At 70.9% G+C, this 20786-nt stretch carries 13 protein-coding genes; 7 read left to right on the top strand and 6 right to left on the bottom strand.

Going from position 1 to position 20786, the window contains the following annotated elements; translation table 11 throughout:
- Positions 1-86: 86 nt before the first annotated feature.
- Positions 87-362, bottom strand: a complete 276-nt coding sequence (locus MRBLMI1_RS11445; RefSeq protein WP_367732878.1) for a hypothetical protein — start codon at positions 360-362, stop codon at positions 87-89.
- Between the two features lie 94 nt (positions 363-456).
- Here MRBLMI1_RS11445 and MRBLMI1_RS11440 point away from each other — a divergent pair, with 94 nt between their 5' ends.
- Positions 457-1515: an LLM class flavin-dependent oxidoreductase gene (locus tag MRBLMI1_RS11440; protein WP_367732875.1), complete on the top strand. Its 1059-nt coding sequence runs from the start codon at positions 457-459 to the stop codon at positions 1513-1515.
- A gap of 64 nt (positions 1516-1579) precedes the next feature.
- Here the strand turns inward: MRBLMI1_RS11440 and pheA are convergent, their stop codons facing one another.
- Both pheA and MRBLMI1_RS11430 read right to left on the bottom strand, forming a co-directional pair.
- Positions 1580-2542, bottom strand: coding sequence for a prephenate dehydratase (pheA, locus tag MRBLMI1_RS11435; protein WP_367732870.1), 963 nt, complete (start codon positions 2540-2542; stop codon positions 1580-1582).
- A gap of 218 nt (positions 2543-2760) precedes the next feature.
- On the bottom strand, positions 2761-5745 hold the full coding sequence (locus MRBLMI1_RS11430) for an immunoglobulin-like domain-containing protein (RefSeq protein WP_367732867.1): 2985 nt from the start codon (positions 5743-5745) through the stop codon (positions 2761-2763).
- 311 nt (positions 5746-6056) lie between these two features.
- On the opposite strand from MRBLMI1_RS11430, the gene pgm reads away from it, so the two are divergent.
- The gene (gene pgm / locus MRBLMI1_RS11425) at positions 6057-7703 is read left to right on the top strand and encodes a phosphoglucomutase (alpha-D-glucose-1,6-bisphosphate-dependent) (protein ID WP_367732864.1); all 1647 of its coding nucleotides are present in this window, start codon (positions 6057-6059) and stop codon (positions 7701-7703) included.
- Positions 7704-7915: 212 nt separating this feature from the next.
- On the opposite strand, the gene MRBLMI1_RS11420 is transcribed toward pgm, so the two are convergent.
- The 3 genes from MRBLMI1_RS11420 to MRBLMI1_RS11410 all read right to left on the bottom strand — a co-directional run bounded on the left by MRBLMI1_RS11420 (position 7916) and on the right by MRBLMI1_RS11410 (position 13844).
- Complete coding sequence (locus MRBLMI1_RS11420) at positions 7916-8959, bottom strand: NAD(P)-dependent alcohol dehydrogenase (protein WP_367732861.1); 1044 nt, start codon at positions 8957-8959, stop codon at positions 7916-7918.
- 210 nt (positions 8960-9169) lie between these two features.
- On the bottom strand, positions 9170-12733 hold the full coding sequence (locus MRBLMI1_RS11415; protein ID WP_367732858.1) for a glycoside hydrolase: 3564 nt from the start codon (positions 12731-12733) through the stop codon (positions 9170-9172).
- A 130-nt stretch (positions 12734-12863) separates the two neighbouring features.
- Positions 12864-13844: a LacI family DNA-binding transcriptional regulator gene (locus MRBLMI1_RS11410; protein ID WP_367733683.1), complete on the bottom strand. Its 981-nt coding sequence runs from the start codon at positions 13842-13844 to the stop codon at positions 12864-12866.
- A 172-nt stretch (positions 13845-14016) separates the two neighbouring features.
- Between MRBLMI1_RS11410 and MRBLMI1_RS11405 the strand changes: the two genes are divergently transcribed.
- The 5 genes from MRBLMI1_RS11405 to MRBLMI1_RS11385 all read left to right on the top strand — a co-directional run bounded on the left by MRBLMI1_RS11405 (position 14017) and on the right by MRBLMI1_RS11385 (position 20713).
- Entirely contained in the window at positions 14017-14940 is a 924-nt protein-coding gene (locus tag MRBLMI1_RS11405; protein WP_367732855.1) for a carbohydrate ABC transporter permease, read from the top strand.
- Positions 14937-15884 carry a carbohydrate ABC transporter permease gene (locus MRBLMI1_RS11400; protein ID WP_414685862.1) on the top strand — a complete coding sequence of 316 codons (948 nt, stop codon included), beginning with the start codon at positions 14937-14939 and terminating at the stop codon, positions 15882-15884. Before MRBLMI1_RS11405 ends, MRBLMI1_RS11400 begins: the two co-directional genes overlap by 4 nt.
- Positions 15885-15979: 95 nt before the next feature.
- Entirely contained in the window at positions 15980-17329 is a 1350-nt protein-coding gene (locus MRBLMI1_RS11395; protein WP_367732852.1) for an ABC transporter substrate-binding protein, read from the top strand.
- 105 nt (positions 17330-17434) lie between these two features.
- Complete coding sequence (locus MRBLMI1_RS11390) at positions 17435-18952, top strand: alpha-N-arabinofuranosidase (protein WP_367732845.1); 1518 nt, start codon at positions 17435-17437, stop codon at positions 18950-18952.
- Between the two features lie 36 nt (positions 18953-18988).
- A complete protein-coding gene (locus MRBLMI1_RS11385; protein ID WP_367732842.1) occupies positions 18989-20713 on the top strand; it encodes a glycoside hydrolase family 35 protein in 1725 nt (574 codons plus the stop codon).
- The last annotated feature ends 73 nt before the right edge of the window (positions 20714-20786 follow it).

Genomic DNA, 20786 nt, shown 5'->3' with positions numbered 1-20786 from the left:
CCCGCGATGTCACTAAGGAGACGCGGCGAGGAGCGCGTTCGTCACGGATTCAACCTGAAAGAACCCTGAGACCTGGATGCCGCGGCTCACGCGTCGAAGAAGCCGCCGAACGGCTCCGCGAGCTCACCGTTGTCGCGGACGTCGTACTGCACCGTCTCGACGGACAGCGCGACGGACGTCGACACCGTGAAGAGGACGCTCACCTCCCGGTTGCCGACGACGGTGAAGGTGACGAACCGTCCGCCCGCCTTCACGGCCTCCTCGATCTTCCTCATGAGCTCCTCGTGGGACTGCCCCTGCGCCAGATAGAACGCGGCGTCGTTCACGGCGACCTGCGTGCGGATCATCGTCTGCTCACCCATGGCCTGAACGTAGGGCGAGCTGCGCGGGAGACGAGGGGGGTTGCCCCGAGCCCCCCGGCGGAATATCCCCCCGGGGGGACGGGTTGCCCTCAGGGTGAACGACGCGATCCCCTCCCTCTCCGTTCTCGACCTCGTCCCGGTGCGCAGCGGACAGACCAGCGCCCAGGCCGTGACCGCCGCGCTCGACCTCGTGCAGCGTGCGGACCGGCTCGGGTACCGCCGCTACTGGTTCGCCGAGCACCACAACATGCCCGCGGTGGCCTCCACCGCTCCGCCCGTGCTCATCGCGGCGGCCGCCGCCCGCACGTCGCGGATCCGCGTCGGCTCCGGCGGCGTGATGCTGCCCAACCACTCCCCCCTCATCATCGCGGAGCAGTTCGCCGCCCTGGAGGCGATCGCCCCCGGCCGCATCGACCTCGGCATCGGTCGCGCCCCCGGGAGCGACCCGGTCATCACGCAGCTGCTGAACCGTTCCGGCACGACCAGTGACGTGTCGCGGTTCCCGGACCACGTGACCGACATCATGGCGCTCACCTCCCCCGACGGGGCCACGGTGCGCTTCACCTCCGGCAGCGAGTACCAGGTGAAGGCCACCCCGGCGGCATCCGGTGTCCCTCAGGTGTGGCTGCTGGGCTCGAGCGACTACTCGGCGCAGCTCGCGGCGAGCTTCGGCCTGCCCTACGTCTTCGCCAACCACTTCGCCGGCGAGGGCCTCGAGCACGCGCTCCGGCTCTACCGGGACCAGTTCCGCCCCAACGAGTCGGGCGACGGTCCGCGCACCTTCGTGACCGCGAACGTCGTCGCCGCTCCGACCGCCGAGGAGGCGGAGGAGCGCGCTCTGCCGCAGCTGCGCATGATGGCGCGCCTGCGGACGAACCGTCCGCTTGTCCCCCTCGAGACCGTGGAGGAGGCGCAGGCCGACCCGTTCGACGCGATGGCGCAGTCCCTCATGGCGTCGACGCGTCAGAAGTGGTTCGTCGGCACGGGCTCGCAGGTCTCGGCGGAGCTCGCCGCCTTTGCCGCGCAGCACGCCGTCGACGAGATCATGGTGTCGCCCGTCGCGGGCGCCTACGCCGGTGAAGCCCCCGACTCGGCGGACGGGCGCGCGCAGACGCTGGAGCTCCTCGCGCAGACCGCGCCCGTCGCGGCCTGAACGCGGGGCGCATGACCTGAGCGCGGGACGCCCGGCCCGGCCGGGTCTCGCGGACGGAGCCCGCTCAGGCCTCGGGCTCGCCGCTCAGCAGGCCGCGCAGCCAGTCGCGCGCCTCGACGAACACGTCGTCGGAGTAGCGCTGCGGATAGCGGTTGATCGCCCGGTCGGCGCGCGCGTACGAGCCGAGGAAGATGACCTTCGGGCTGAACCGCCGCAGGCCCATCAGGGCGTCCGCCATCCGCTCGTCCTGCACGTGCCCGTCCGCGTCGATGACGAAGCGGTAGCGGCCGAGCGCGTCGCCGATGGGACGGGATGCCAGGAGACTCAGGTTGATACCGCGGGTCGCGAACTGCTCGAGCAGTTCCAGCAGGGCACCCGGATGGTCCTCGGGCAGCTCGACGATGAGCGAGGTCTTGTCGGCCCCGGTCGGCGGCGCCGGTGCCACGGTCCGGCTCACGAGGACGAAGCGCGTGACCGCGTTCGGGTTGTCGCCGATGTTCTCGGCCAGCACCTCCAGCTCGTGGTGCGTCACGATCCCGGGCGCCGCGATGGCGGCATCCGCCCCGCTCGACGAGTCGAGCACGCCCAGCGCGCTGGCGACGTTGCTGCTCGCCGGCAGGTGCGCGTGGGCGGGGACGTGGTCGCGCAGCCAGCCGAGGCACTGCCCGTAGGCCACGGGGTGAGCGGAGATCAGCGAGACGTCCTCGATGCGCGCGCCGGGACGACCGACCAGCACGAAGTTCACCGGCACGAGGTACTCGCCGACGATGCGCAGACCCGGCACGGTCGCCAGGGCGTCCTGCGTCGTCGACACGCCTCCGTCGACGGAGTTCTCGATGGCGATCATGGCCGCGTCCGACCGTCCAGAGGTCACGTCGGCGAGCGCCTCGCCGACGTTGCGGACCGGATGCCACACCTGATCCCGCGCCTCGGGCACCTGGGCCAGTGCGGCCTCGGTGAAGGTCCCCGCGGGGCCGAGGTAGCTGTACGTACGACGGATGGGCGCGGACTCGGCTTCGGGCGGCACCGGCTCAGCCTAGCGCCGCCCTCTCGCTGTTCCGCACGCCCCGCCCCCGCCCTTCCCTCGCGCTCCCCCTCGCCCTCCCCCAGCGCTGACTTGCCGCAAATGCACACCTCACCCCCGCCCCGCTGTACATTCGCGGCAAGTCACCGCCTCCGGCACACGCCGCCCCGCGACGGCAGAGGGGCCCGCGCATCGCGCGGGCCCCTCCGTCGTCGGAACGATCAGCGACAGCTCGCCGCCGGGACCGCGACCGTGAACGACGACGCGTCGGACGAGGTGCCGGCCACCGCCGTGCCCACCGTCATCGTCCCGGCCGGGACCGACGCCGCGCGGCTCGCGAAGGTGGTCGAGGCGGTCTTGCCGGCCGCGACGGTGATCTTCTTGCTGCCGTACGCCCCGGTGAGGGTGACGTCCGCGGCGACGTCGGCGGCGTTGGTCACGGTCACCACCTGGCTCACCTTGCCCGCCACGCAGCGGTTCGCCACGACCGCGGACACGTCGAGGCCGAACGACCGCGCCTCCGAGCTCGAGGCGGTGACCCGGTTGTCGGTGTACCCGTTGTACCGGGCCGTGACCGAGCGCACCGTCGCGGGCACCTCGACCGAGGCGGAGCGCTGGCTCAGCGCGACCGTCTGGGTCCAGCCGTCACCCGAGAAGGTCACGGTCCCCGCGACGTCGCCGCGGTCGGCGGCCGTCACGGTCGCCGTCGCGGTCCGCCCCTGGGCGGTCAGTGCCGTGGTCGACGACACGGCGGCGACCGACGACCAGGTCCGCATCGCGGTCAGCACGCCCTGATCGACGCTCACGAACGAGCCGTGCCGCGGGCTGGCCGGCAGACCCCCGATGGGCCGGACGTTCCAGTCCGCCCGGCGCGACAGCCGGTCGCTCTGCGAGCTGCTGGCGATCGCCTGCCCCGTGGTCACGAACGCGCGGTAGCCGCCGGCGCTGAAGTTGTCCACCAGGAAGGCGTAGCCGTCGTTCGCCGCGTTGTTGTTGGGGTCGCCGGCGTTCAGCTTGATGATCTGCGGACCCTCGCCGACCTCGTTGGTCTCGAGGCGGGTCATGTACGTGTCCGTCAGCTGCCACGTCTTCTCGGGGTCGGCGTTCCAGTCCGAGCGCGTCGTCGGCGCGGTGAGCACCTTGGACCGCTCGAGGAAGATGTCCTTGCCCGCCTCGAGGCCGTCGGCGGCGCCGCCCTCCTCGTTCTTGGTGAAGCGGTAGTAGTAGTCGCCGATCTTCTGCACCGTGGAGTCGATGCGCGCGAAGCCGGTGTTCTGCCACTCGGTGGGCGGGTAGGTGAAGGTCTTGAAGTCGCGCGTGAGCACCGTGAAGACCCGCGCGTGAAGGTTGTCGGTGTTCGTGTGCGCCGCGTCCTTGTACAGGCGCGACGAGAAGTGCACGACGTACGACTGCAGCGCGTCGTCCCAGTACGCCTCGGGAGCCCACGTCATGCCGGCCTCCGGCTGGTTGATCGTGATGCCCTCGTTGGCGCCGTTGGTCCGGTCCCACGTCACGAGGTCGGTGGACTCCCACACCTCGATCTTGAGCGAGCCGTTCGACTGCGCCGGACCCCAGCCCGTTCCGCAGCTGATGCAGAGGTCGGTGGCGACCATGTAGTACTTGTCGCCGTCCTTCGACCGGAGGATGTACGGGTCGCGCAGGCCCTTCGTGTCGGTGGTCGACGTGATGACGGGCTGGCCGCCGTTGACCGGGGAGAACGTGAAGAAGTCGTTGCCCGACGTCGCCGCCTGGTAGATCTTCTCGTCGCCGTCGGACTTGAAGTAGGCCGCCGCGTAGCCGGCATCCGGAGCCCAGCGTCCCTTCTCGGCGACCGTGACGTCGAACGACTTCTGCGCGGTCTGCCCGTTCAGCGTGGCGGTGGCCGTCAGCGTGACCTTCGCGTCACCGGCCCCGTAGGCGGGACGCGACACCAGGCCGCCGCCGCGGAAGGGGTCGGCCACGCCGACAGCCGGGGCGACGTAGTCCGCCTTCGTCCCGCTGACGAGGGCCGAGTTCGACGACGTCCACGTGATGGCGGCGCCGTTGACGGCACCGGTGGTGGCCAGCGGCAGGTTCTCGGTGGTCCGGGATGCCAGGGCGATGGCATCCAGGTCGGCGGCCACGTTCGGCGCGATGACCGTGACGTCGAAGGTGAGCGTCCCGAGCGAGCTCGTCGCGGTGAGGGTGACCGGGGTGTTCGTCGTGATGCTCCGCGACACCACGCCCGTGGTCGAGACCACCGCGGGGTTCGAGGACGACCACGTCAGGGCGACGCCGTTCACCGAGGGGGCGAGGTTCAGGTTGCTCGAGACGCTGTCGAGCGAGGTGTTGGCGCGCAGCATCGTGGCGAGGACGTCGCCGCGCAGAAGAGCGGCGGTCGTGGAGGACTTCTGCGCGGCGGTGGGCATGCTGGAGCCGACCTGCTCGGCGGAGAGGGCGGTGTCCCAGACCTTCACGTCGCTGACGTCGGCGCGCAGCAGGGCGTCGCCCTGGTAGAGCGACCGGCCGAGGTAGCCGAGCACGTTGCCCGACGGGATGATCGAGCTCAGCGCGTTGCTGTGCGTCAGGGTCGAGATGACGCTGCCGTCGCGGTAGAGCGTCAGGGTCTGGCCGGAGCCGACCATGGTCAGGGTGGTGAAGCCGGGGTTGAGGCCGCCGCCCGCGGGCATGCGCGTCTCGCCGTTGCTGCTGCCGTTCTTGACGCGGATGGCCGCCAGCACCTGGTCGCTGTAGCCGCCCTGGGCGGAGCGCGGGCTGAGGAAGATGTGGTTGCCGAGCTGCGTCGTGTTCCACGGTCCGACACCGTCGCCGATGACCCACCCGAAGTGGTTCGCGGAGGTCTGCGACGCGACGGTGTACTCGACGGTGAAGTCGTTGTCGGTGCCCGTGATGAGGCCCTTGGGGAGGGCGGCGTAACCGTCGGCCTTGAACCGCAGCACGGCGTCGCCGGCCGCGTCGGCGAACGACGCGTCGGTGAAGCCGGTGAGCGCCGCGTTGCGGCCGTTCCCGGAGACGTCGAGCAGGGCTGCACCGGAGTGCGACATGTCGTAGTGGGCGGTGGGGGCCGGCACCTCGGCGGCGTGTGCGGCCGGGGCGATGAGGCTGAGCGTCGAGGCGACGAGCACGCCGGTCAGCGACGCGGCCACCGCCTTCGGCGCGCGGCGGGAGCGGACGGCTCCAGGGGGACGGGGGGCCAGTGATCTCATCGGCGAGACCTTTCTCTCGGATGCGGGGCCGATACCTCCGTCGCCCGCCGGGGAGCCGGGGCGGGGAGGGCGTGCCGAGACGCGCGGTCCGCTGCCGTCGAGCCGGGGCGGAGGAGCATCGGCCGGCGTCAGCCGGACCGTGAGACGGGCACCGATGCACTTCTGCGATCCGTCGACGGACAGCGGTCTCATCTTCGACGTTAGCGGTAACGAGGAGCCTCGACAACACATGCGCCGACCGAATCCGTCCGGTCGATACCGCATGACGGCTTTTCTCCTCGCGCACGGGCGCGAACGGGCAGACTGTACGCATGAGCAGTCGCGCAGGACAGCCCGCCGAGGCATCCGATCTCATCGACATCGACGACCTGATCGCCGCCTACTACGACCGCAAGCCGGATGCCGCCGTGCCCGAGCAGCGCGTCGCCTTCGGCACGAGCGGTCATCGCGGCTCGTCGCTGAGCACCAGTTTCAACGAGGACCACATCCTCGCCACGACCCAGGCGATCGTGGACTACCGCGCCGCGCAGGGCATCACCGGGCCGCTGTTCCTCGGCCGCGACACCCACGGGCTGTCGCTTCCCGCCGAGCGCAGCGCGATCGAGGTGCTCGTCGCCAACGGCGTGGACGTCCGCGTGGACTCCCGCGACGCGTGGGTCCCCACCCCGGCCCTCAGCCACGCGATCCTCACCTACAACCGCGGGCTCGCGGTCGACGACCCCGGCCGGGCCGACGGCATCGTCGTCACCCCGTCGCACAACCCGCCGCGCGACGGCGGCTTCAAGTACAACCCCCCGCACGGGGGCCCCGCCGACACCGACGCGACCGGCTGGATCGCCGACCGGGCGAACGAGCTCATCACGGCGGGACTGGACGGCGTCCAGCGCACCCCGCACGCCGACATCGACCTCGAGGGGCTCGGAAAGTACGACTTCCGCGACGCGTATGTGCGCGATCTGGCATCCATCATCGACGTGGATGCCATCAGGAACGCGGGCGTCCGGATCGGCGCCGACCCGATGGGCGGGGCGTCGGTGGAGTACTGGGCCCTCATCGCCGAGGTGTACGGCCTGGACCTCACCGTCGTGAACCCGGACGTCGACCCGACCTGGAAGTTCATGACGCTGGACTGGGACGAGAAGATCCGCATGGATCCCTCCTCGCCGTCGGCGATGGCCTCGCTCGTCGCGCGCCGCGACGAGTACGACATCCTCACGGGCAACGACGCCGACGCCGACCGCCACGGCATCGTGACGCCCGACGCGGGGCTGATGAACCCCAACCACTACCTCGCCGTCGCGATCGACTACCTGTTCTCGCACCGCCCGGGCTGGCCCGCGGACGCCGCCGTCGGCAAGACGCTGGTGTCGTCGATGATCATCGACCGCGTCGCCGCGTCGCTCGGCAAGACGCTGCTCGAGGTCCCGGTGGGCTTCAAGTGGTTCGTGCCGGGTCTGCTCGACGGCTCCGTCGCCTTCGGCGGGGAGGAGTCGGCGGGAGCGTCGTTCCTGCGCCTGGACGGCACCGTCTGGACGACCGACAAGGACGGCATCCTCCTCTGCCTGCTGGCGGCCGAGATCCTCGCGGTCACCGGCACGACGCCTTCGCAGCGCTACGCCGAGCTCGAGGCCGAGTTCGGGTCGTCGGCCTACCAGCGCGTGGACGCCCCGGCGACGCCGGCGCAGAAGTCCGCGCTGTCGAAGCTGTCCCCGGACGCCGTGACCGCGACCGAGCTGGCCGGCGAGCCGATCACCGCCAAGCTCTCGCACGCCCCCGGCAACGGCGCGGCGATCGGCGGGCTGAAGGTGCAGACCGAGTCGGCGTGGTTCGCCGCGCGGCCCTCCGGCACGGAGGACGTCTACAAGCTGTACGGCGAGTCCCTCCGCGGCGAGGAGCACCTGCGGGCGGTGCAGGAGGAGGCCCGCGCGGTCGTCTCCGCCGCTCTCGGCCAGGCCTGACCTCTCCGCCCGCAGCGGCGTCGCCCTCCGGGGCGGCGCCGCTGCCGCGTTTCCGGCGACGTCGACGGCTGGCGTCCCGCCACCAAACGCTTCCTCGCGCCGGAAACGCCGCGTCACGGCGTTTCCCCCGCGCGAGAGCGTTTACCCGGATCGAAACGGGAACGCCACGGCCCCGACGCTCCGCAGAACGTCGGGGCCGTGGCATCCCGATGTCAGGACGCGAGCGTGGCCGTGTCGATGACGAAGCGGTAGCGGACGTCGCTCTTCAACACGCGCTCGTACGCCTCGTTGATCTGGTCGGCCGAGATGAGCTCGGTCTCCGGGGCGATGCCGTGCTCGGCGCAGAAGTCCAGCATCTCCTGGGTCTCCTGGATGCCGCCGATGCCCGAGCCCGCGAACGAGCGGCGGTTCGCGAAGAGGGTGAACACCTCGATGGGCAGCGGCTCCGGCGGGGCGCCGACGTTCACCATGATGCCGTTGCGGGCGAGCAGACCCAGGTACTGCTTGAGGTCCAGCGGCGCGCTCACGGTGTTGACGATGAGGTCGAAGGTGTTCTTCAGCGTCGTGAAGGTCTCCTCGTCCTTGGTCGCGTAGTAGTGGTCGGCGCCCATCTTCAGGCCGTCGTCCTTCTTGCTGAGCGTCTGCGAGAGCACCGTGACCTCGGCGCCCATGGCGTGGGCGATCTTGACGGCCATGTGACCGAGACCGCCGAGGCCGACGATCGCGACCTTCTTGCCGGGACCCGCGTTCCAGTGGTGCAGGGGCGAGTAGGTCGTGATGCCGGCGCACAGCAGCGGCGCGGCCTTCTCGTAGGGGATCGACTCGGGCACGCGCAGCACGAAGTCCTCGTCGACGACGATCTTCTCGCTGTAACCGCCCTGGGTGATCGTGCCGTCGACGTCCTTCGCGCCGTAGGTGCCGATGTTGCCCTTCAGGCAGTACTGCTCCTCGCCGGCCTGGCAGTTCTCGCACTCGCGGCACGAGTTGACCATGCAGCCGACGCCGACGCGGTCGCCGACCGTGTGCTTCGTCACGTCGGAGCCGACCTCGGCGACCGTGCCGACGATCTCGTGGCCGACGGTCAGGGGGTAGGGCACCTCGCCCCACTCGCCGCGGATGGTGTGGATGTCGGAGTGGCAGATGCCGGCGTAGGCGATGTCGATGAGGACGTCCTTCGGGCCGACGTCGCGGCGCTCGATGGTCGTGGGCTCGAGGGGGGAGGTCGCGGACGACGCCGCGTAGGCGTTGACGTGCATGGTTCTCCTGGGGTCGAAGAGGGGTCAGGGTCCCATCCTGCGATATCGCCCCTCCCGTTCCGGAACCCTTGACGAGGGATGCCACGGCGTCCAAAGCCCGCCGACACCGCTCCGGGCAAGAGCAGCGGAGGGATGCCACGGCGTCCTGCACCCGCCACCGGACATGCCGGGAGGGGCGGCGACCACGTCGCCGCCCCTCCCGTCCTTCCGTCAGCGGCAGGTCGCCGCCGGCACCGCGACCGTGGTCGTCGACGGCGTGCCGCCGACGGTCGCGGTGATCGTCGCGGTCCCCGCGGGGACGGACGCCTGCCGGGTGGTGAACGACGAGGAGACGCGAGCGCCGGGCTCCAGCGCGCCGAGGCTCTTGACGCCGTACCGGGTCTCGACCTTCACGTCGGCACGGGTCGTGCCGGTGTTCTGCACCGTCGTCACGACGACCGCCTTGCCCGCGACGCAGCGGGTCGCGGCCGTGCCGGTCACCGTGGCCGCGGGGGCGCGGGTCACGGTCACCGTGTACGTGCGCTCCGTGCCGTCGGGCGCGGTCACCCGCACCGTGCCGACACCGCCCGCATCAGCGGGCTGGACGATCCGGACGACGGCATCCTGGTCCACCGCCTGCGCGTTCAGGACGGGCCAGACGTCGCCCCCCGAGGTGACGGCGTAGTCGGTGCGCGCCGGGTCGAAGCCCTCCACCGCCGACGGGCCGACCGTCAGCCGCGCGAGGTCGGCGATGCCGGCCGGCGACGGCGCCGAGGCGAGGATCTCGACCTCGGACACGACCATGTACGACCCGGACTTCGCGTTCAGCACGACGCGCACCTCGTCGGCGGTCGCGCCGTTCAGCGCCACCTCCACCTTGGGCGCGCCCGTCGCGGGCGTCGGGACCGTCTGCAGCGCGCCCTGGACCCAGGTGCCGCCCGCCGTGCGGTGGTCGACGCGCAGGGTGTCGGCCCAGCTCGCACGACCGTCGCGGTAGAACTGCACGGAGACGCGCTGCAGCGTCTCGGTGCCGGCCAGGGCGTACGTCAGCGTGTCCTGGGCGTTCGAGCCGTTGGAGCGCCAGTTCGACCAGCCCTTGTCACCGGTCTGGCCGTTGATGGTGCGCTCGACCGGGTAGCCGCTCTCCGTGAAGGTCGCGGACGGACGGGACTGCGGAGCGACGTTGCGCTCGACGGCCGCGGTGACGATGACGGTCAGCCGGGCCGGGAGCTTCTCGCCGCTCGGCCCGGTCGCGGTGCCGTTCACGACGACGGTGCCCGTCTTCGCGAATGCGGCGTCGGTCACGTCGCCCCAGGCCCAGACCACGTCGGTCCAGAAGCCGGCGCCGTCGGCGCGCACCTCGGCCTGCACCGAGCCGGGGGCGGCCGCCTTCACCGCCGCGAGGGAGGTTCCCGTCGCGACGGTCATCGAGAGGGGGCGTGCCGCGGTGTAGGCGCCGATCTCGACGGTCGCGATCGCCTCGACGGTCGCGCCGAAGACGTCCGTGCCGGTTCCGCGGACGGTGACGGTGCCCGCCTTCGACCAGTCCTTGCCGTCCAGCTGCCAGGTGACGGGGACCGAGCGGAGGGTCGCCCCGGCGTAGCGCGCGGTGACCTCGGCGGGCAGGCTGGGCGCCTTCCCGACCGGCGTGCTCACGGTGACCGGCTCGACGCCGAGGACGGCGGTGCCCGACAGGCGCCACGACTGGTTGCCGCCGCCGTTCGAGGTCCAGAGCCCCACGCGGGCGTCGGGCTGCGTGCTCGCGCCGTTGACGTCCAGCACCCGCTCCGCTCCGACGCTCAGGAGCGAGAAGGCCGCGCCGTCGGTGGTGGATGCCATCCACTGCAGGTTCCGATCGGCCGCGGCGGCCGCCGGGTCGGAGTCGACGAGGGTCGTGCCCCCGTTCGTCACGGCGAGGTACTGCCCCGCCGCGTTCTCGAGGGTGAAACGGTGACGGTTGGTGCCCGCGCCGCTGAGGGTGCGCACGGTCCACGTCTGCGTCGCGGCCGCGGCGGCGGTGGTGGCGGCCGGACGGATGGCGAGCGAGGAGCCGCCGTCCAGGACGAGTCCGCTCTGCACGCCGGTGAGCTGCACCGCCTGGCCGTCGCGGAACGCGGCCGCGCGGTCGGCCACGCCGGACACCCCGTCGATGACGAAGGTCGTCACGGAGCGGGCCGGCACGGTGAGCAGCGCCGTCTTCGTGGCCGGGTTCACGGTCACGGCCGTCCCCTGCCGCAGAGCGTTGGCGGTCGGGTCGGCGAGGGTGGACTGCGTGGTCACGATGGGGGTGACGGTGGCCCCGGGCGCCACGGTCCCGAAGTCGTTGAGGTCGATCTCGACGGTGTGCTCGGCCGTCTCGCTGTTCACGTGCACGACGGTCGCGCCGGTGCCGTCGGCGTCGATGGCCGCGGTCGACTGGTCATCGGAGCTGGCGACCAGGCGGTCCCCCGGCTCGATGTAGTGGGTGAAGTTGCGGACCGTGTTGAACTTCTCGTTCGTGAGCACCTTGCAGCTCGGGTCGGCGTCGCCGTCGCGCAGCCGCCGCTCCGAGTTCCCGTCGGCGTTGCAGTCGAAGTCGATGAAGACGCTGCCCCAGTTGAGCTTCTCGACCTTCTCCATGTTGTAGAGGTCCTCGACGGGCTGCCAGAACACCCACGCGTCGGGCTCGAGCTCGCGCAGGTCGTCGACGATGTGCTCGGCCATGCCGAGCCCGTTGCCGATGTCGACGGGGTTGAAGCCCGTCCCGGGGGTCCAGTTGCCCTCGACCTCGCTCATCCAGAGCGGCTTGTCCGCGGCCTTGGCGATGTCGCGCACCACCGGTCGGCCGCTCGTGCCGTAGGTGTGGACGTTGAGCTGCTCGACGGCGTTCTTCGCCTCGGGCGACCAGGTGTTCCAATTCGTCGCGAAGAGGCCGGGGTTCGTCTCGTCCATCGCGGAGATGACCGCGTCGGTCTGCGTGTCGGGGTCGGCCAGGCGGGCGGCGAGCACCTTGATCATCTCGTCCTGCCGCTGCGGCCCGATGTGCGCGCCCTCCTGGCGGCTCGCGCTCGTGGGCCAGGTCTGGCCGGCGGGGATGTTCGTCGACCAGTAGTTCGTGTTGGGCTCGTTGAACGGATCGATCGTGTCGAACGAGATGCCGTGCTCCTTCTCGAGCTCGTCGACGACGGTGGTCAGGTACCCCGCGAACTTCTCCATGTCGGCGGTGGCCAGCTGCTCGCTCGTGGCGTTGTTGATCCCGCCCGAGACGAAGCCGCTCTGGGTGAGGAAGTAGGGCGGCGAGTTGCTGAAGGCCTCCCAGTGGGTGACCTTGTCCTTCAGCGCGTCGATCCACCAGCGCTGCGCCTCGTCCGCCGTGAAGTCGTAATGGGTCGGGTCGTCCGGGTTCCACGCCGACTTGTACCGCTCGCGGTCCGCGTAGGTCGACGTGATGGCGCCCTGGGCGTCCGTGGCGGGCAGCTCGGGGTTCCAGAATCCCGGCACCGCGCCGCCGGGACGCAGGTAGGGCGGGACGTCGGTGGCGTTGCCGCCGCCGATGTTGTAGCGGGCGATGTTGAGGTTGAGACCCTCCTCGCCGAACACCGCGTCGAACAGCTGCTGCCGCACGTCGGCGGGATAGCCGCCGGTCGCGTTGGCGAACCAGACGAGGCTCGTCCCCCATCCCTCGAACGGCTCCGACGCCGTCGCGGGGTTGGGGGCGATGCGCACGGGCGGCGTGGCCGCCGCGCTGCTTTCCGGGGGCGACACGAAGGTCGCGGCCGTGACGGCACCGGCGGTGAGCGCCACCGCACAGGTCATGGCCAACAGTCGAGCTGACTTCATCGTCATTCCGATCCGGCCGCTCCGATGCGGCCTCAGGGGGATGTTGACGTCAACATGCGACGTCGAGCACAGCCTACGCGGCGGATGTGAGCGCGCACAAGAGGGGTCAGCGCGGCCCGGAGCTCGCCCGGACCACGAGCGACGTCGGCACGAGGGTGCGCTCGTGCGCTCCTCCGCCGCCCTCGATGTCGGCGATGAGGGCGCTCATCGCCTCCTCGCCCACGCGTTCGAAGCGCTGCCGCACGGTGGTCAGCGGCGGCCAGAAGTTGGATGCCTCCGGCATGTCGTCGAAGCCGACGACGCTCACGTCGCCGGGCACGGCCCGACCCGCCTCGTGCAGGGCCCGGATCACCCCGAGCGCCATCTGATCGTTCGCTGCGAAGACGGCCGTCACCGCCGGGTCCGCGGCGAGCGCGGTGCCGATGCGGTGCCCGGACTCCGCGGTCCAGTCGCCGATCTGCACCTCGGGCACACGGCATCCGCGTTCCTCCAGCGCCGCGCGCCAGGCGTCGCGCCGACGCTCGGCGGCGAAGGACTCCGGCGGGCCGGACAGGTGCCAGACCGTCTCGTGACCGAGGTCGAGCAGATGCTCGGTGGCCAGGCGCGCGCCCTGGGCCTGGTCGTTGTCGACGACCGCGTACGGGTAGTCGGCGCTGGAGTCGACGACCACCACGGGCAGCCCCGTCGGCAGCGACAGCTCGTTCTCGCCCAGGCGGTGGGTCTCGATGAGGATCGCGATGCCGTCCACCGCGTGCTCGCGCAGCCGCGAGAAGGCGCCCGACACGTCGGACTGCGTCGCCGAGCGGACCGTGATGAGGGTGATGGAGTACCCGGATGCCGCGGCGACCGAGGCCAGCGCGTCGAGGGTGCGCGTGTTGCCGTACGAGCCGAGCGAGAACATGATGACGCCGATGCTGCGGAACCGCCCGGAGCGCAGCGCGCGGGCCGCGCTGTTGGGCCGGTAGCCGAGCGTCTCCATGGCGTCGAGCACGCGCTGCCGGGTCTCGGGGTCGACGTTCGTGCGACCGTTGGCGACGCGCGACACCGTCTGTCCGGACACGCCGGCGGCCGCGGCCACGTCGGCCATGGACGCGTCGCGGCGTCTGCCGCGCGTCGACACCGCGGTCGACACCGTCGTCGTCTCGCTCACGTCTACCTCCAGGGATGTTGACGTTGACATGGTAGCGGCCCCGGGTTATGTTTACGTCAACATTCCGTCGACCCGGACGGAATGCGCATCACTGAAGAGGCACTGGACGATGACGACCACCGCGGCACCCCCTCCCGCCCTGCGCACCCCACCGCGCCGACGGCGCCGGCGCATCGAGGAGCGGGGCTGGCTCTTCGTCGCTCCATTCGCGATCGTCTTCGCCCTCGTGTTCCTCGCGCCGCTCGCCTACTCGCTCTACCTGAGCCTGTTCCGCGACCAGCTCATCGGCGGCAACGCCTTCGTCGGCTTCGACAACTACCTCACCGCCTCCGCGGACCCGAAGTTCTGGGAGGGCTTCGGCCGCGTCGGGATCTTCCTCGTCGTGCAGGTCCCGATCATGCTCGTCCTGGCCCTCGCCGCCGCCCTGGCGATCGACAGCGCACGCCTGCACGCCGCCGGCTTCTACCGCATGGTGATCTTCCTGCCCTATGCGGTGCCCGCGGTCGTCGCGGTCCTCATGTGGGGCTACATCTACGGCGACCAGTTCGGCCTCGCCGGCAACCTGAACAGCCTCCTCGGGTCCGACGTCGTCCAGCCCTTCGTCCCCGAATGGATGCTGGTCTCGATCGGCAACATCGTCACGTGGCAGTTCGTGGGCTACAACATGCTCATCTTCTACTCGTCGCTGAAGACCATCCCGAGCGACCTCTACGAGGCGGCATCCATCGACGGTGCGGGCGCGTGGCGCACGATCTTCTCGATCAAGATCCCCGCGGTGCGCGGCGCCATCGTCATCGCCACGATCTTCTCGATCATCGGCAGCTTCCAGCTGTTCAACGAGCCGAACATCCTGAAGCCCCTCGCGCCGAACACGATCTCGACGTTCTTCACGCCGAACATGTACGCCTACAACCTCTCCTTCGCCGGACAGCAGTACAACTACGCGGCGACCATCGCGATCATCATGGGCGTCATCACCGCCGTCATCGCCTACGTCGTGCAGCTGCGCGGCTCACGTCAGGAGGCGCGATGACCACCGCGACCGCACCCCGCACCGACACCGTCGCCGTCACCACCGGTCGCCGCTCCCCCCGCACCGGAGGCCGGCCCTCGTTCGCCCGCACCTCCCCCTCGCAGGGACGCAAGTCGCTCGTCCTCAGCATCGTGATGGGCCTGTACCTGCTCTACACGCTGGTCCCGCTGTTCTGGCTCGTGATCAACGCCACGAAGACGCAGCCCGACCTGTTCTCGTCGTTCGGGCTGTGGTTCGGCGACAGCTTCGCGCTCGGCGACAACATCGTCCAGACGCTGACCTACCGCGACGGGATCTTCGTCCGCTGGCTCGGCAACACGCTGCTCTACGTCGTCGTCGGCGCGGGCGGGGCGACGCTGCTGGCCACCCTCGCCGGCTACGGCCTGGCCAAGTACAACTTCAAGGGACGCAAGGCCGTCTTCGCCGTCGTGCTGGGCGCGATCGCCGTGCCCGGCACCGCCCTCGCCGTGCCCACGTTCCTGCTCTTCAGCCAGCTGGGCCTCACGAACACCCCGTGGGCGATCATCATCCCCTCCCTCATCAGCCCGTTCGGCCTCTACCTGATCTGGGTCTACGCGACCGACGCGATCCCCACCGAGCTCCTCGAGGCCGCGCGCATGGACGGGGCGGGCGAGTTCCGCACCTTCTTCACCATCTCGATCCGGCTGCTCATGCCCGGCATCGTCACCGTCCTGCTGTTCGCCGTCGTGGCCACGTGGAACAACTACTTCCTGCCGCTCATCATGCTGAGCGACCCGGCCTGGTACCCCCTGACGGTCGGTCTCAACCAGTGGAACGCCCAGGCCACGGGCGTCGGCGCCCAGCCGATCTACAACCTCGTGATCACGGGAGCCCTCCTGTCGATCATCCCCATCGTCGCCGCATTCCTCGTACTCCAGCGCTTCTGGCAGTCGGGTCTGAGCGCCGGAAGCGTCAAGCAGTGACCGCGCCCCGAAGCGCCGGTCGCCGCTGACGCACACCCCACCAGCACCGGAGCGCCCTGCTCCGGACTCCAAAACAACGAAGTGAAGGAATCCCGATGACATTCATGCGCAAGGGCACCGCCGTCCGGCGGGCCGCGTTCGCCGTCGCCGCCACCGCGCTCGCGGCCGGCTCGCTCGTCGCCTGCTCCTCCGGCAACGCCGGAGGCGGCAACGGCGGCAGCGCGGAGGACATCGAGGCGGCTCTCGAGCAGGGCGGCGAGATCACGTACTGGTCGTGGACGCCCTCCGCCGAGGCGCAGGTCGCCGCGTTCGAGAAGGCCTACCCCAACGTGAACGTGAACCTGGTCAACGCCGGCACGAACACCGAGGAGTACACCAAGCTGCAGAACGCCATCAAGGCGGGATCGGGCGCTCCCGACGTCGTGCAGATCGAGTACTACGCGTTCCCCCAGTTCGCCCTCTCGGACTCGCTGCTCGACCTCGCCCCCTACGGCTTCGGCGAGCTCGAGGACGACTACAGCCCCGGCACCTGGGGCGCGGTCGACTTCGACGGCGCGATCTACGGCCTCCCCCAGGACTCGGGCCCGATGGCCCTGTTCTACAACAAGGAGGTCTTCGACCAGTACGGCATCGCCGTGCCCACCACGTGGGACGAGTACGTCGCCGCGGCCGAGAAGCTCCACGCAGCCGACCCCACCAAGTACATCACCGCCGACACCGGCGACTCCGGCTTCACCACCAGCATGATCTGGCAGGCGGGCGGCCAGCCCTTCCAGGCCTCGGGCACCGACGTCACGATCGACCTGCAGGACGAGGGCTCGCAGAAGTTCGCCGACAACTGGAACCGCCTCATCGAGGGCGGTCTGCTGTCGGACACCCCCAGCTGGTCGGACGAGTGGTTCAAGGGCCTCGGTGACGGTTCGATCGCCTCGCTCGTGATCGGCGCCTGGATGCCGGGCGTGCTCGAGAGCTCCGTCGCCGACGGCGCCGGCAAGTGGGCCGTCGCGCCCATCCCGACGTACGACGGCGAGCCGGTGACGGCGGAGAACGGCGGCGGCGGTCAGGCCGTGACCAAGCAGAGCCAGAACCCGGCGCTGGCCGCCGGCTTCCTCAAGTGGCTGAACAACGACGAGGAGAGCCTGCAGATCTTCGCCGAGTCCGGCGGCTTCCCCTCCACCACCGCGCAGCTGAGCGACCCCGCCTTCGTCGACGCCGAGAACGAGTACTTCGGCGGCCAGAAGATCAACCAGGTGCTCACCGAGGCGTCCAGCCAGGTGCGCGAGGGCTGGAACTACCTGCCGTTCCAGGTCTACGCCAACAGCATCTACAGCGACACCGTGGGTCAGGCCTACGCGAACGGCAGCGACATGAACGCCGGTCTCGAGGCGTGGCAGGAGCAGCTGGTCCAGTACGGCAACGACCAGGGCTTCAGCGTCAACAAGTAAGTCCGGACACGGGGGCGGGTCGCATCGTTCGCGAGCGGCCCGCCCCCGCTCCATCCGCGCCGCCATCCCGAGGCGCGCGCGCCCCATCCCTCCCAGGAGAGACGAATGACCTCCCCCACCCGCATCTCGGTCGATCGCACCGCCCTCGGCGCCGTGGTCCCCCGTCGCCTGTTCGGCACGTTCGTCGAGCACATGGGCCGCTGCGTCTACGACGGCATCCATTCGCCGGATCACGCGACGGCGGACGGCGCGGGCTTCCGGGCCGACGTGCAGGAGCTCGTCCGCGAGCTCGGGGCGACCGTCGTGCGCTACCCCGGCGGGAACTTCGTCTCCGGCTACCGCTGGGAGGACGGCGTCGGGCCCCGCGCGGAGCGTCCGGTGCGCCTGGATGCCGCCTGGCACAGCACCGAGACCAACGAGGTGGGCCTGCACGAGTTCGCCGACTGGGCGGATGCCGCGGGCCTCGAGGTCATGGAGGCGGTCAACCTCGGCACGCGCGGCGTGGCCGAGGCCGCCGACCTGCTCGAGTACGCCAACCACCCCTCCGGCACCGCGCTGAGCGACCGCCGCCGCGCGAACGGCCGCGAGGAGCCGTTCGGGATCCGGTTGTGGTGCCTCGGCAACGAGATGGACGGTCCGTGGCAGATCGGCCACAAGACCGCCGACGAGTACGGCCGTCTCGCCGCCGAGTCGGCGCGCATGATGCGCTTCCTCGACCCGTCGGTCGAGCTGGTGGCCGCGGGCAGCTCGAATCACGAGATGCCGACCTTCGGAGAGTGGGAGCGCACCGTGCTCCGGCACACCGCGGGCCTCGTCGACCACATCTCCGTGCACGCCTACTACGAGGAGGACCCCGCGGATGCCGCGAGCTTCCTCGCCAGCGGCGTCGCCCTCGACCGGTACATCGGCGAGGTCGCCGACATCATCGACGAGGTCGGGGCGACCGGCCCGGACGGCCGTGCGATCGGCATCAGCGTCGACGAGTGGAACGTCTGGAACCAGACCCGCTGGAACGAGGTCGACAAGCCCCGGGTCTTCACCGGTGACTGGCCGGTCGCGCCGCGCCTGATCGAGGACGACTACACCGTCACCGACGCCGTCGTCGTCGGGTCCCTCCTCATCACGCTCATCCGGCGGTCCGACCGGGTCTCGATGGCGAACCTGGCACAGCTCGTGAACGTCATCGCCCCCATCCGCACGGAGCCGGGCGGCGGCGCCGCCTGGCGGCAGACCACCTTCCACCCGTTCGCCCTCACCGCGGCGGCGGCGACGGGCCGCGTCGTCCACCCCCGGGTCGACGGAGCGACGATCGACACGGCCCGGCACGGCGCCGTGGACGCGGTCGACGCCGTCGCGACCGTGGACGGCGACGCCATGACCGTCCTCCTCGCTCACCGCGAGCTCGACGCCGCCACCGACGTCGAGCTCGACCTGGGCGCCGTGACCGACGTCGAGGCCGTCGTCCTCACCATCCCCGACGGCGGCGACCGGCACACGACGAACGCGGCCGGCGCGGAGCGCGTCGCGCCCGTCGCGCTCCCCGTCGAGGTCGGCGCCGACGGCATCCTCCGCTTCCCCCTCCCCCCGCTCGCCTGGGTGCGCCTGCGCGCCCGCCTGCGCTGAACGCCCCCGCGCGGAACCCCCGACCCGAAAGACACCGTGACCACCTTCACCATCGGCGACACCGACTTCCTGCTCGACGGACGGCCGTACCAGGTCATCTCCGGCACGCTGCACTACTTCCGCATCCACCCCGAGCACTGGCGCGACCGCATCCGCAAGGCGAAGGCGATGGGCCTGAACACCATCGAGACCTACGTCGCCTGGAACGCCCACGAGCCGGTCCGGGGCGACTGGGATGCCACCGGGTGGAACGACCTCGGACGCTTCCTCGACCTCATCGCCGACGAGGGCCTGCACGCGATCGTGCGCCCCGGCCCGTACATCTGCGCGGAATGGCACAACGGCGGGCTGCCGGTCTGGCTCACCTCGACGCCGGGCATCGGCATCCGCCGGTCGGAGCCGCAGTTCCTCGCCGCCGTGTCGGAGTACCTCCGCCGCGTGTACGAGATCGTCGCGCCCCGGCAGATCGACCGCGGCGGCAACGTCGTGCTCGTCCAGATCGAGAACGAGTACGGCGCCTACGGCTCCGACAAGGACTACCTCCGCGAGCTCGTGCGCGTGACGAAGGACGCGGGCATCACCGTGCCGCTGACCACCGTCGATCAGCCGATGCCGTGGATGCTCGAGGCCGGCAGCCTGCCCGAGCTGCACCTCACCGGCTCCTTCGGCTCGCGATCCGAGGAGCGTCTGGCGACCCTGCGCGAGCACCAGCCCACCGGTCCCCTGATGTGCTCGGAGTTCTGGGACGGCTGGTTCGACTGGTGGGGCAGCATCCACCACACGACCGACCCGGCGGCATCCGCCCACGACCTCGACGTCCTGCTCGCGGCCGGTGCCTCCGTCAACATCTACATGGTGCACGGCGGCACGAACTTCGGCACGACGAACGGCGCGAACGACAAGGGACGCTTCGACCCGATCGTCACGTCCTACGACTACGACGCCCCGCTGGACGAGTCCGGCCACCCCACCGCGAAGTACCACGCCTTCCGCGAGGTCATCGCGAAGTACGCGCCGGTCCCGGACGAGGCCCCCGCCTCCCGCCCCGACGCCCCGGCGTTCGAGGTGGCCCTGTCGGGCGAGGGCGAATGGATGCCGCCCGCCCACGACTCCGCCCCCGCCGACGCCCCCGCGACGTTCGAGCAGCTGGGTCACCTCGGGGCGCTGGTGCGTTACGACGTCGACCTGCCCGCGTTCGACGGCGACCGGGCGGTGCTCGCTTTCGACGAGGTGCGCGACATGGCGTGGGTCCATGTCGACGGCGCCTTCGTCGGGCGGCTGTCCCGCACCCTGCACGAACGGGCAGTGGCCATCCCGGCCGGCGCCCGGCTGACCGTGCTGGTGGAGGACCAGGGCCGCGTCAACTATGCGGACCGCCTCGGCGAGCACAAGGGGCTGCACGGCGCGGCGACGCTCGACGGCCGCCCGCTCACCGGGTGGACCGCCACCCCGATCGACCTCGCGGCCGCCGCGGGCACCGGCGACGGCGCGGCCGGTCGCGCCCTCCTGCGCGGCTCGTTCGACCTCGACGCCCCGAGCGACCTGTTCCTCGACACCGACGCGTGGACCAAGGGCTTCGCCTTCGTCAACGGCTTCTTCCTCGGCCGGTACTGGCGGCAGGCGCCGCAGCGCACGCTGTACGTCCCCGCCCCGGCGACGAAGGCCGGCGCGAACGAGCTCGTGCTGCTCGAGTTGGAGCAGGCGCTATCGCTGACGGCCCGGTTCGTGGCCGAGCCCGCGCTGGGGCAGCGCGAGGAGTAGGCCGTCGCGAGAACAGGCGTGTACGCCGAGAACAGGTCGATTCCGCGTGGATCGGCCTGTTCTCGTGGCATCC

Origin of the sequence: Microbacterium sp. LMI1-1-1.1, assembly GCF_040815675.1 — a bacterium.
Taxonomy (GTDB): domain Bacteria; phylum Actinomycetota; class Actinomycetes; order Actinomycetales; family Microbacteriaceae; genus Microbacterium.
This window is presented reverse-complemented; position numbering and strand designations above follow the sequence as displayed.